Annotated in this window: 12 protein-coding genes; 11 read left to right on the top strand and 1 reads right to left on the bottom strand. The window is 54.2% G+C overall.

Features of this window, described 5'->3' with window-relative positions; all coding sequences use genetic code 11:
- Positions 1-18 precede the first annotated feature (18 nt).
- From M2Q46_RS02850 to M2Q46_RS02870, 5 genes are all read left to right on the top strand, one after another.
- Positions 19-1,026 (top strand): aromatic/alkene monooxygenase hydroxylase subunit beta, encoded by a 1,008-nt coding sequence (locus M2Q46_RS02850; RefSeq protein ID WP_009454450.1) that lies wholly within the window; start codon positions 19-21, stop codon positions 1,024-1,026.
- Positions 1,026-1,298: an MmoB/DmpM family protein gene (locus M2Q46_RS02855; protein WP_003800437.1), complete on the top strand. Its 273-nt coding sequence runs from the start codon at positions 1,026-1,028 to the stop codon at positions 1,296-1,298. Before M2Q46_RS02850 ends, M2Q46_RS02855 begins: the two co-directional genes overlap by 1 nt.
- An 18-nt stretch (positions 1,299-1,316) precedes the next feature.
- On the top strand, positions 1,317-2,822 hold the full coding sequence (locus M2Q46_RS02860; RefSeq protein ID WP_021446663.1) for an aromatic/alkene/methane monooxygenase hydroxylase/oxygenase subunit alpha: 1,506 nt from the start codon (positions 1,317-1,319) through the stop codon (positions 2,820-2,822).
- Between the two features lie 65 nt (positions 2,823-2,887).
- Positions 2,888-3,250 (top strand): phenol hydroxylase subunit P4, encoded by a 363-nt coding sequence (locus tag M2Q46_RS02865; RefSeq protein ID WP_035267737.1) that lies wholly within the window; start codon positions 2,888-2,890, stop codon positions 3,248-3,250.
- A 15-nt stretch (positions 3,251-3,265) separates the two neighbouring features.
- Positions 3,266-4,327, top strand: a complete 1,062-nt coding sequence (locus M2Q46_RS02870; RefSeq protein ID WP_035267734.1) for an NADH:ubiquinone reductase (Na(+)-transporting) subunit F — start codon at positions 3,266-3,268, stop codon at positions 4,325-4,327.
- 230 nt (positions 4,328-4,557) lie between these two features.
- Here M2Q46_RS02870 and M2Q46_RS02875 read toward each other — a convergent pair whose 3' ends face one another.
- Positions 4,558-5,496: a LysR family transcriptional regulator gene (locus M2Q46_RS02875; protein WP_060185805.1), complete on the bottom strand. Its 939-nt coding sequence runs from the start codon at positions 5,494-5,496 to the stop codon at positions 4,558-4,560.
- Between the two features lie 453 nt (positions 5,497-5,949).
- Here M2Q46_RS02875 and M2Q46_RS02880 point away from each other — a divergent pair, with 453 nt between their 5' ends.
- The 6 genes from M2Q46_RS02880 to M2Q46_RS02905 all read left to right on the top strand — a co-directional run bounded on the left by M2Q46_RS02880 (position 5,950) and on the right by M2Q46_RS02905 (position 11,792).
- On the top strand, positions 5,950-7,302 hold the full coding sequence (locus M2Q46_RS02880) for a Rieske 2Fe-2S domain-containing protein (RefSeq protein WP_302356735.1): 1,353 nt from the start codon (positions 5,950-5,952) through the stop codon (positions 7,300-7,302).
- 3 nt (positions 7,303-7,305) lie between these two features.
- Positions 7,306-7,794, top strand: coding sequence for a benzoate 1,2-dioxygenase small subunit (benB, locus tag M2Q46_RS02885; RefSeq protein WP_009454444.1), 489 nt, complete (start codon positions 7,306-7,308; stop codon positions 7,792-7,794).
- Positions 7,795-7,809: 15 nt separating this feature from the next.
- A complete protein-coding gene (benC, locus tag M2Q46_RS02890; RefSeq protein WP_060185803.1) occupies positions 7,810-8,817 on the top strand; it encodes a benzoate 1,2-dioxygenase electron transfer component BenC in 1,008 nt (335 codons plus the stop codon).
- A 64-nt stretch (positions 8,818-8,881) separates the two neighbouring features.
- A complete protein-coding gene (locus M2Q46_RS02895; protein WP_239055615.1) occupies positions 8,882-9,652 on the top strand; it encodes a 1,6-dihydroxycyclohexa-2,4-diene-1-carboxylate dehydrogenase in 771 nt (256 codons plus the stop codon).
- Positions 9,653-9,722: 70 nt separating this feature from the next.
- On the top strand, positions 9,723-11,057 hold the full coding sequence (locus tag M2Q46_RS02900; RefSeq protein WP_239055616.1) for an MFS transporter: 1,335 nt from the start codon (positions 9,723-9,725) through the stop codon (positions 11,055-11,057).
- 114 nt (positions 11,058-11,171) lie between these two features.
- Complete coding sequence (locus M2Q46_RS02905) at positions 11,172-11,792, top strand: LysE family translocator (protein ID WP_031232112.1); 621 nt, start codon at positions 11,172-11,174, stop codon at positions 11,790-11,792.
- Positions 11,793-12,641 lie beyond the last annotated feature (849 nt).

Below are 12,641 nucleotides of genomic sequence, written 5' to 3' on the forward strand. Positions count from 1 at the left end.
ATTCAGGAGAACAAGAGGATGACATTAGAAATTAAAACGGCCAGTTTGCAGCCCGTGCGGCAAACCTTTGCCAACGTGGCCCGCCGCTTTGGCGAAAAACCGGCCACGCGCTACCAGGAAGCCACATACGACGCCCAGGCGACGGCCAACTTCCATTACCGACCCCTGTGGATGCCGGACAAGACCCTGAACGACCCCACACACACCGCCATTCAAATGAAGGACTGGTATGTGTTCCGTGACCCTCGTCAGTTCTACTACGGTGCTTACGTGCAAAACCGTGCCCGCATGCAGGAATCGGCTGAAACCAATTACGGCTTTTTTGAAAAGCGGGAACTGGCTCAGTATCTGAGCGAGGACGTCAAAGCCAAGGTCACCCGCTTGCTGCTGCCTTTGCGTCACATCGAGCAAACCGCCAACCTGAATTTCATGTCCGGCTCGGCTTACGGGTATGGCACCACCATTACCCAAGCCTGTCTCTATGCCGGGATGGACTCGCTGGGTATGGCGCAATACGTCTCCCGTATTGGGCTGCTGATTGATGGCAATAGCGCCGATTCCCTGAGCCAAGCCAAAGAGGCCTGGATGCAGGATGCGGCCTGGCAAGGTCTGCGCGCCTTGTGCGAAAAAACGCTGGTCCAGAAAGACTGGTTTGAACTGCTGTTGGTGCAGTCCTTGTTGATCAATACCGTGGTGCATCAAGTGGTGTATCAGGGTCTGGTCGCGGATCTGGCCAAGGAAGGCGGCCGCGATCTGGATATGCTGCTGGAGTTCATGCTGGAGTGCCATAAAGACCTGTCCAACTGGAGCGATAGCGTCTTCAAAATCGCGGCGGCTGAAAGTGAGGAAAACAAGCAGCAACTGCAAAGCTGGCTGAATCAGTGGCTGCCACAAGTGCAAGCCGCCTTCATGCCGTACATCCAGGCTGCCTTTGCCGACCAGGCGGATCAGGTCTGGGAGCAAGCGCAGGAAACCATTGCCAAACGCGTCACGAAAGCAGGCTTGAGCCTGGGTGGAGAAGCCTGATGACATCCAAGGTTTATATCGGTCTGCAAGACAACGACATGTCGCGCTACATCGTCGAGGCCATCGAAGAAGACAACCCGGACGCCACGGTGATTTATCAGCCAGCCATGATTCGCATTGAGTGCGTGGGCCAGCTGACCGTCAAGCGCGAGACCGTGGAAGAAAAGTATGGGCAGCAGTGGGACATGCAGGAGCTGCATCTGAATCTGATCACCTTGGGTGGCAACGTGGATGAAGATGAAGACCGCTTGTTTTTGCACTGGAACAGCTAAATCAGAAAAGGGGGCAACATGGCCACGAAAAAACTAAATATCAAAGACAAATATCGCTATCTGACTCGTGATCTGGACTGGGAATTCAGCTACCAGGATCGTAAGGACGCCTTCCCCTACGAGGAGTTTGAGGGCATCAAGATTACCGATTGGTCCAAATGGGAAGATCCGTTCCGTCTGACAATGGACGCGTACTGGAAATACCAGGCCGAAAAAGAAAAGAAGCTGTACGCCATTTTTGATGCCTTCGCGCAGAACAATGGCCAGATGAATATTTCCGACCCGCGTTACTTGAACGCGATCAAGGTGTTTCTGACCGCGGTGACCCCGCTGGAATACCAGGCTTACCAGGGCTACTCCCATGTGGGACGTCAATTCAGCGGCATCGGCGCACGTATTGCGTGTCAGATGCAGTCGATTGACGAGCTGCGTCACGTCCAGACGCAGGTTCACGCCATGAGCCATTACAACAAGTTTTTCAATGGCTTCCAGGACTGGAGCCATATGCACGATCGCGTGTGGTACCTGTCGGTGCCCAAGTCTTTCTTTGAAGATGCCCGCGCTGCCGGCCCCTTCGAGTTCCTGCTGGCGATCAGCTTCTCCTTCGAGTACGTGCTGACCAACCTGCTGTTCGTGCCCTTTATGTCGGGTGCAGCCTACAACGGCGACATGGCCACGGTGACTTTCGGCTTCAGCTCGCAGTCTGACGAAGCACGCCACATGACGCTGGGCCTGGAAGTGATCAAGTTCCTGCTGGAGCAGCACGAAGACAACGTGCCTATCGTTCAGCAGTGGATCGACAAATGGTTCTGGCGCGGTACCCGCCTGCTGTCCGTGGTCGGCATGATGATGGACTACATGCTGCCCAACAAGGTTATGTCCTGGAAAGAAGCCTGGGAGGTCTATTTCGAACAGGCTGGTGGTGCACTGTTCAAGGATCTGGCCCGCTACGGCATCCGCATGCCCAAGTACAGCGAAGTGATCGAAAAAGAGAAAGAGCACATCTCGCACCAGGCCTGGTGGATCTTCTACAACTTCGGTCACGCTGCCGGTTTCCACACCTGGATCCCTAGCGACGAGGAATTGGATTGGTTGAGCGCCAAGTATCCCGATACTTTCGACAAGTACTACCGCCCACGCTGGGAAATGGCCAAGAAGATGGAAGCCGAAGGCAAGCGCTTTTACTCCAGCGGTCTGCCGCAGCTGTGTCAGGTATGTCAGGTACCCATGACCTTTACCGACATGGAAAAACCCGACGAAATTACCTACCGTCAAAGCCAGTACAAGGGCGAGCGCTATCACACCTGCTCGGACGGCTGCCGCGACATTTTCGAGCACGAGCCCGAAAAGTACATCCAGGCCTGGCTGCCAGTGAACCAGATCCTGCAAGGTGGCTGCGGTGGTCCCGAGCTGGAGAAAATCCTGAGCGACTACTACCAGTTGAACGTAGGTGTCGACAATATGGACTTCAAGGGTTCGGTGGACGAAGCGCGCTGGAACGAATGGAAAGGAGTGACGGCCTAGTCACGCTAGAAAAAGGGCAGTGCCTCGGTGGGCACTGCCACTACCTATAAAAATTGGAGATCAATATGGCAGTTACTGCAATTACCCCGGACTACCAAGGCTATGCGCGCGACCAGCAATCGCACTATGGCGACAGCATGTTGCTGTATATCGGCTGGGACGAGCACCTTTTGTTCTGCTCGGCCAAGGCCTTTCTGGTTCAGCCCGACATGACCGTGTCCCAGATGATCCAGCAACTGTTGCCTGCCGGCTTTGCCCAGCATCCTGACTTTGAGCAGATCGAATGGAGCAAGGTGCAATGGAATTTGAATGGCGAGGCGGTTGAACTGAATCCTGACGACACCCTGGGTTCCAAGGGCTTTGATCACAAATCCTTGTTGCGTTTCAAGACCCCGGGCCTGAATGGCTACAAGGGTACGGGCGTATAAGAGGCGGAGGCAGCAATGACGTATCAGGTAACCGTAGAACCCACAGGTGATGTGGTAGAGGTGGAAGATGGACAAACCTTGTTGGACGCTGCGTTGCGACAAGGGGTTTGGTTGCCTTTTGCCTGTGGACATGGCACGTGTGGCACCTGCAAGGTGCAGGTGCTGGAAGGCTATGCAGACGCAGGCGATGCGTCCAGCTTTGCCTTGATGGATTCGGAGCGGGACGAAGGCAAGCTGCTGGCTTGCTGCTGTCTGCCCGAATCCGATATGGTCATCGAGGCCGACGTGGATGTGGACCCGGATTTCCAGGGCCTGCCTGTCGAGGATTATCAGGGCAAGGTCGTCCTGATTGAAGACTTGTCGCCCACGATCAAGCACATCCGTCTGGAGCTGGATCGTCCGATGGCGTTTCAGGCCGGGCAGTACATCAACCTGCATGTGCCGTCCATCGACAGCACCCGTGCTTTCTCCATTGCGAATCCGCCGTCCATGAGCGGCATTATTGATTTGCATGTACGTAAGGTAGAAGGGGGCGCCGGCACGACCTGGCTTCATGATGAACTGCAAGTGGGGCAGTCTCTGGATGTGTCTGGCCCTTATGGTCAGTTCTTTGTGCGCAAGTCCGACCCGCAAGGCGCCATTTTCATCGCGGGTGGCTCGGGCCTGTCCAGCCCCGAATCCATGATTATGGACTTGCTGGAAGAGGGCGATACCCGTCCTATTTATCTGTTCCAGGGTGCGCGCAATAAAGCCGAGCTGTATCATGCGGATCATTTCTATCAACTGGCCGAAAAGCACGACAATTTCCACTACATTCCGGCCTTGAATGCGCCTTTGCCGGATGATGCCTGGGAAGGCTTTGTGGGCTTTGTGCATGAAGCCGTGGGGCAGTTCTTTGAGCAGCGTTGCTCGGGTAACAAGGCCTACTTGTGTGGCCCGCCCCCTATGATTGAAGCGGCCATTTCCACTTTGATGCAAAGTCGCCTCTTCGAGCGCGATATTCACATGGAACAGTTCCTGACAGCCGCAGATGGTGCTACTGGCAAGGTGCGTTCGGCGTTGTTCAAGCGCATCTAAGCGGTTTTAACTGACTGCCGAGCAGACCTTTTTTCAGTGAAAAGGTCTGCGGCTGGTGGTCGTGAACGCCGCATCTATCTGGCCTTGCAAGAAGCGTTAACGACGCTTTGCAGGGCCGTGTTGTATTAGACGGTGGCAGCTTTGCCGTCTGACCGTATCAGCGCAAGCAGGTGAGGCAGAAGGTTTCGCTGCAAGCCTGAGCAGGCCAGTTGCTCATAGGCTTGCAGCCATCAACAGGGTGGCGGCCCGTTACTCAAGGCGCTGTGTCCCGGAATCAGCCAGGGCGGTTTCTCCGCATACATTTCCTCAATAAAGGCATGCATCTGGGCGATGTACCAGGAGTTGTCGTTTTTCCTGTGGCTGAAAATAATGGGCGAAGTCACTTTCTCGTCGTCAATCAGCCGGTAGACCAGATCACTGCGTATTTGTGCGGCTGAAGGAATCAGGCACAAGCCCACGCCGCCCGCGACCAGTCCCATGGCCGTCTGCAACTCCAGTACTTCATGCACTTCGGTGGGGAAGATGGCGTTGTCATGCAGGATATTCAGCACATGATCGGCAAAGCTGGGGCGTGGGGACTTGGGATACACAATAAAGGCGTGATCGGCGATGACCTGCAAGGACACCGGCCCCCGATTCTTGGCCAAGTCAATTTTCGGCGGAATCGCCAGCACCAGGCGCTCTTCACGCAAGACAGTACGGCACACCGCGCTGTCATGAATACGCACACGTCCAAAGGCAATATCAATGCGTCCGGCGCGCAAGGCGGCGATCTGCTGGCTGCTGGTGAGTTCCAGAAAGTGAAAGCGGATATCCGGGTAGGCGTGGCGGAACTTCTGGATCAGGATGGGCAGGCCACCGTACAAGGTGGAAGCTACAAAGCCGATCGACAACTGCGGGCGCTGGTGCAGACCGACTTCGGTGGTCGCCGCTTTCATGACCTCCACACGATTGAGCAATTGCAGAGATTGCTCGTAAAAAATGCGGCCCGCTTCGGTTAGCTGCAGGGGGCGGCTCTCCCGTGACAGCAGCAAAACATTGAGCTCTTGTTCCAGCAACTGAATCTGTCTGCTGAGTGCAGGTTGGGCAATGTGCAACTGCTCGGCAGCGCGAGTGAAATTGCGCGCTTTGGCGACCGCAACAAAGTAGCGGATTTGTTTCAAGTCCATATGCTTTGCCCGTGGTCCAGGTCCAGAAAATCCGGACCAATATATCACCTATCTCGACCATCCAAGCTTCAAGCATATACCTGACAAGCTCTAGGGTTAACGATAGGTTTTGTTTTTCATACCCTGCAAGATTCTGATTTTATTGGAAAAAAAATAAACTATAGCATTTTGCTATGGAGCGGGACCGATATTGTATTGGAAGCCTGCTGGAGCAAAGACTGTAATGAACGTCATGCAGAACAGCCCCGAATTTCCTTGCGAAAGTGGGCTGGGCAATATCGGCCCGACGGTGTCCCTATCGGGTTTGATTCAGGCTCAAGGCTAAGCCAGCAATACGCTGCCACGAGTCAGTCCGGTCTCAATCCGGAGCGATTTTTCTTTTCTATCACGCGTACTTGCTATGCCTTCATGGGCATGGGCAGGGACGGCTGCAACTCTCATAAAGGCCACATTATGTCAGTCCTTATGGATAAGACCAACGATATCAGGCACTTGCTTGATACCGCCCTGGAAGAAAACCAAGAAACAGGCGTGTATCGCTGCCGTCGTGACATCTTCACGAATCCGGATCTGTTCGAGCTGGAGATGAAGCATATTTTTGAAGGCAATTGGGTCTACCTGGCGCATGAAAGCCAACTGCCCAATGTGAATGATTACTTCACTACCTATATTGGTCGTCAACCCGTGTTTTTGACGCGTGGTAAAGACGGTGGCTTGAATGCCTTTATCAATGCCTGTGCTCACCGCGGCGCCATGTTGTGCCGCCGCAAGCATGGCAATAAGGGCAGCTTTACCTGTCCTTTCCATGGCTGGACCTTCAATAACGCGGGCAAGTTGCTCAAGGTCAAGGACGAGAAAAACACCCAGTATCCCGAGCAGTTCAATACCGAAGGCTCGCACGACTTGAAGCGTGTCGCGCGCTTTGAGAATTATCGCGGCTTCCTGTTTGGCAGCCTGAATCCGGATGTGGTGTCCCTGGACGAGTATCTGGGTGAAACCAAAGTCATCATCGATCAGATCGTGGATCAAGCCCCTGAAGGCCTGGAAGTGCTGCGCGGCAATTCTTCCTATATCTACGATGGCAACTGGAAGCTGCAGATGGAGAACGGGGCGGACGGCTACCACGTTAGCAGCGTGCACTGGAATTACTCCGCCACCATGGGTCGCCGCAAAGAGGGCGGTACGCAAGCGGTGGATGCGAACGGCTGGAGCAAGAGCCTGGGCGGCGTGTATGGCTTTGATTACGGGCATATCCTGCTGTGGACCAAGACCATGAATCCAACTGTGCGTCCGGTCTACGAGCATCGCGAGGAGCTGAAGCGGCGTTTGGGCGAGGACCGTGCCGAGTTCATCGTGAATCAGACTCGCAATCTGTGCCTGTACCCGAATGTGTATCTGATGGATCAGTTCTCTACCCAGATTCGGGTAACGCGTCCTATCAGTGTGGACAAGACTGAAGTCACGATCTACTGCTTTGGTCCCAAAGGGGAAAGCGCTGAGCAGCGTGCCATCCGTATCCGTCAATACGAAGACTTTTTCAATGTGTCCGGCATGGGAACGGCAGACGATCTGGAGGAGTTCCGCGCCTGTCAGGAAGGCTATGCGGGTATTGCGGCGCCCTGGAATGATTTGAGCCGAGGTGCGCCTTTGTGGGTGCACGGGCCGGACGAGAATGCCAAAGCCATGGGCATGAAGCCCTTGATCAGTGGCGGGCGTAGTGAAGATGAAGGCTTGTTTGTCTGCCAGCACGAGTACTGGGCCAAGACCATGAGCCAGGCGTTAAAAGTAGAAAACGGGGAGGCCTAAGCCATGAACGCAACGTATCACTCTATTTGCGCTTTCCTGTATCGCGAAGCCCGCTTGCTGGATGACCGTCAGTGGGATGAATGGCTGGAATGCTATAGCCCCAACGCCCAGTACTGGATGCCTTGCTGGGATGATGATGATCAGTTGACCGAAGATCCGCATAGTGAGATTTCCTTGATCTTCTATCCCAACCGTAACGGTCTGGAGGATCGGGTGTTCCGCATCAAGACTGAGCGCTCCGGTGCCTCCACACCCGAGCCACGTACCGCTCACATGCTCAGCAATATCGAGATTCTGGCCGAGCGCGATGGGCAGGTGGACGTCCGCTACAACTTTTTGACGCTTAACCATCGCTACCGGGTGACGGATCAGTTCTTCGGCACGATTTACCTGACCTTGTCGCCTCAGGAGCAGGGCTGGTTGATCGAGCAAAAAAAGGTAGTGCTCAAGAACGACTACATCCGTCAAGTGATTGATGTGTATCACATTTAAAGTCGGGGGCTAGCCGTGAACAGCTATCGTATTGCGCTGAATTTTGAGGACGGTGTCACCCGTTTCGTGGATTGTGGTGAACACGAGAAAGTGCTAGATGCCGCGTATCGCCATCAGATCAATCTGCCCATGGATTGCTCGGACGGGGTGTGCGGCACCTGTAAATGTCAGGCCGAAAGTGGTCAGTATGAGCAGGGCGACGATTATATCGAGGACGCCCTGACGCAAGAGGAGGCGGACAAGGGTTTGGTTTTGACCTGCCAGATGATTCCCAAGTCGGACTGCGTGATTGCCGTGCCGATTTCATCGGGTGTGTGCAAGACGGCCGTGGCCAAGTGGCAGGGGCAAGTGTCGGAATGCCGTCAGTATGAGGATGCGGCGTACGAGCTGAAGATTGATGCGGCCGATGAAGCTTTGCCTTTTCTGCCTGGGCAGTACGTGAACATTACGGTGCCCGGCGGGCAGGCGCATCGTTCCTATTCCTTCAGCTCTGCACCGGGCGAGTCGCGCTTGAGCTTCTTGATCAAGCAGGTTCCGGGCGGTCTGATGAGCTCCTGGCTGGCGGCGCAGCCGCTCGGTCAGCAGGTGGAAATGACAGGGCCTTTGGGCAGTTTTTATCTGCGGCAGGTGAGGCGCCCCTTATTGTTCCTGGCCGGCGGCACGGGTCTGGCTCCGTTCTTGTCCATGCTGGAAGTCCTGGTCAAGCAAGGCTGTACGCAGCCTGTGCATCTGGTCTATGGCGTCACCCGTGATCAGGATCTGGTGATGCTGGCAGAGTTGGAGTCCTTTACCCAGCGTTTGCCCGGCTTTAGCTACACCACCTGCGTGGTGGACCCGCAATCCAGCCACGAGCGCAAAGGCTACGTGACCCAGCATCTGGATCCGGCGCACTGGCATGAAGGGCAGGTGGATGTGTACCTGTGCGGGCCGCCACCCATGGTGGATGCCGTCAGCCAGTTCATTGATGCGCAAGCCCATGCTCCCGCGAATTTCTATTACGAAAAATTCATCACCAGCCAATAAATGTATTCAGACAGCGCCCCTTTGCGGGGCGCCCTGTGTTGGATGACTCCTACAAGGAAAGATCATGATTGCGCCTGTGCGTTTTCATCAAAAAGTGGCCATTGTGACGGGCGCGGCCCAAGGCATTGGCCGTCGTGTTGCCGAGCGCTTGCAGGCTGAAGGAGCCTGGGTACTGGCCGTAGACCGATCCGAGCTGGTGCGGGAACTGGCCAGCGAGGCGGTCCTGACACTGGAAGTGGATCTGGAAACCGTTGAAGGTGCTCAGGCTGCGGCCCAGGCGGCGCTGGATAAATGGGGACGTATTGATATTTTGATCAATAACGTCGGGGGAACGATCTGGACGCGCCCTTACGAGCACTACACACCGGCACAGATCGAGGCCGAGATACGCCGTTCCCTGTTTCCAACCCTGTGGTCCTGTCATGCCGTTTTACCCAGCATGCAGGAGCAGGGTAGTGGTGCCATTGTGAACGTGTCCTCGATTGCCACTCGCAGCATTAACCGCGTGCCGTATGCAGCGGCTAAAGGGGGCGTCAATGCCTTGACCGCCTCATTGGCTTTTGAGAATGCCCAGCGCGGCATTCGGGTTAATGCTGTCTCGCCTGGCGGGACCGAGGCTCCGCCACGGCGTATTCCCCGCAATACCCAGAACCAGGACGATCCCCAAGAAGCGATCTGGTATCAGCAGATTGTGGATCAGACCGTGGCCAGCAGTTTGATGAAGCGTTACGGGAGCCTGGATGAACAGGCCGCCAGCATTTTGTTTTTGGCCTCGGATGAGGCGTCGTATATCACCGGCACTGTTTTGCCAGTAGGAGGCGGCGACCAGGGCTGATCAAACGATGCGCGCGGCTGGTAGAGCGAAGGGCATCAAGACAAAAAACTCCATTTGGGGGAGACAAATCATGAAAACACTAGACGTTAATGAAGTGATTGAGCAGGCGCGCTTCGGGCGCTTTCACTGGATGGTGATGAGCCTGTGCGCCTTGTTGTTGATATTCGATGGCTATGACTTGTTTATTTACGGTGTGGTTTTGCCGGTGCTGATGGACGAGTGGAATTTGACGCCGGTGCAAGCGGGGGCCTTGGGTAGCTACGCCTTGTTTGGCATGATGTTTGGCGCGTTTGTATTTGGGCCGCTGGCAGACAAGATTGGCCGTAAAAAGGGCGTGACGATCTGCTTTGCCTTGTTCAGTCTGGCGACCTTCCTGAATGGCTTTGCGAGCTCACCGACCGAGTTTGGTGTCTACCGCTTTCTGGCCGGCTTGGGCTGTGGCGGCTTGATGCCCAACGCTGTGGCTTTGATGAACGAGTATTCGCCCAAGCGCTCGCGTAGCACCTTGGTCGCCATCATGTTCAGCGGCTATTCATTGGGTGGCTTGTTGTCGGCAGCGATTGGCATCTACATGCTGCCTCGTTTTGGCTGGCAGTCCATGTTTTTCTGTGCAGCCATTCCGTTGTTGCTGCTGCCTTTTATTGTCTGGAAACTGCCGGAGTCACTGGCGTTTCTGATGCGCCAGGGGCAAGAGGAAAAAGCACGCCGCATTGTGCACACCTTGGCCCCTGAAATGGGTGTGTCCCAAGATACCGTCTTGACCTTGCATGAGCAGAAAAAGACGGGTGTGCCCATGCTGGATCTGGTCAAGGAAGGGCGCTTGCTTGGCACCTTGATGATTTGGGTGGCGTTTTTCTGCTGCCTCTTGATGGTCTATGCACTGGGTTCCTGGTTGCCAAAATTGATGGCCAACGCGGGCTATAGCCTGGGTTCCAGCTTGTCCTTCCTGGTGGCCTTGAACCTGGGTGGCATGTTTGGTGCGATTCTGGGTGGTTGGCTGGGGGATCGTTTCAGCTTGCCTAAAGTGGTGGCCTGGTTCTTTCTGGTGTCGGCGGTGTCCATTACCTTGCTAGGTTTCAAGAGCCCGACTCTGGTGCTGTATGTGTTGATCGTGATTGCCGGTGCCACCACCATTGGCACGCAGATCCTGCTGTACGCCAATACGGCGCAGTTCTATCCCTTGTCCATGCGTTCCTCGGGACTAGGTTGGGCTTCAGGCGTGGGGCGGATCGGTGCGATTGCCGGGCCTTTTCTGGGCGGCACGCTAATGGCGGCCAAGTTGCCCTTGCAGATGAACTTCATGGCCTTTGCCGTGCCGGGTGTCGTGGCAATGCTGGCTTTCCTGGTGTTTATGGTGTCCTTGCGTTCATCGCCCAAAGTGGCGCTGAATGCCGTGGCCAGTTGAGAGGGCTGAATTTTAAAGCTGACTGGAGTAAAGTTCATACACACTGTTTTCAATCGACGAATGCCAGCCTTTCAAATTGAATGGCTGGCATTATCTATGGAGCCTGCCGGAATCATGACCGCTAGTAGTCTTTTGCTGTTTCTGCCCGCCTGTTTTGCCCTGAATATGGCCTTCGGACCTAATAATCTGCTGTCCATGACGGTAGGGGCCAAGCAAGGGGTGTCGACTGCCATGGTAGCGGCCATGGGGCGTCTGGTCGCCTTTGCCATCATGATTGTGGTGGCGGCCTTGGGAATGGGAACCTTGTTGATGGTTTCGGAGACGGCCTTTACCGTGGTCAAGCTTGCGGGAGCGGCGTATCTGATCTGGCTGGGTATCAAGGTGCTGCGTGCCAGTAGCAAAACATCAGCAGAGCAAACCGAGGTGAGCAAAAAAGATATCTGGGGCCTGGTGCGCCAGGAGTTCTTTGTGGCTATCGGCAATCCTAAAGCCATTCTGATCTTCACCGCCTTCTTCCCGCAGTTTGTAGATATGAACAACTATTGGGTTAGCTTCATGACACAGGGTGTGATTTTCCTGCTGCTGGAAGTGATCGCGATTGCGGCGTATGCCTATGTAGGCACTCGTTTGTCCGGCGTGATGCAAAATGCGCGTGGTCTGCGTTGGGTGAACCGCATTAGCGGCAGCATGATGATAGGTTTTGGCGTGATCCTGGCCATGGCTCGACGCTCCTGATGTAAGCCCCGATCTGGGGCACAAGTCGGAAAATAAAAGGCTCTCCTTGCGAGAGCCTTTTTGATGTTTCTATTTGTACAGGGTAAACACTGAATATGCTATTTAGTGCTTGAAGTTTGTAAATTTTTTGTTAGGATAAAAATTCGTTCTAGGCTTTCTCGATTAAATAAACAGCAGGAGGTTTGGATATGAATGATACGCCCATGAACTGGCCCAGTGATTTTCCGAGCAAACACGATTCAATATAAAACCTCAAAAAAAACGGAGACCGTTAACTAGCCAGGCCGCCCTATGGGCGGCTTTTTCATTGGCGCCTTATTGTTCTGATTTTTAGATCGATATATCTTGAGATTGAGCTGGCCGTTTATTGATAAGATTCAAATTCTGAATTGCTCAGGATTGGAAAGTTTCACTGGGCTACCTTAAATTAGGTTTTATTGCATTTTAATGCATGGAGTGGTTTGGAAAAATACGGAGCAGGAAAAGAATGAATGACATCAAGGCCTTGTTTGCTTTGTGTTTTTCCCTGCTTCCTGCTGCTTGTTCCTGTATCGCCGTCACTTATCCTTGCGATCCCGAAGGAGCCACTGTCGTTTGCAATGGCAGTGCCTATGGCGAGACTCCACTGATAATTAACGGTCTGCTGGAGGGGGCGTCGAAATGTTAGTGTCCCCTTGAGTAGGTATTAACTTGTAATATGGCTCCTGAACGAGCTTGACCAAACACTCTAGCTAAGATTCTTTGTTTTTAAATTTGGCTGATCTTGGCTGATTCACTGTTTTACTCTACGTAAACAAGCTCCCAGCGCTATGCTATTTTCCTCTCTCTCTCCCTTTTCTGATTGATCCA

Source organism: Alcaligenes sp. YSL9, assembly GCF_030515105.1.
GTDB classification, from domain to species: domain Bacteria; phylum Pseudomonadota; class Gammaproteobacteria; order Burkholderiales; family Burkholderiaceae_B; genus Alcaligenes; species Alcaligenes phenolicus.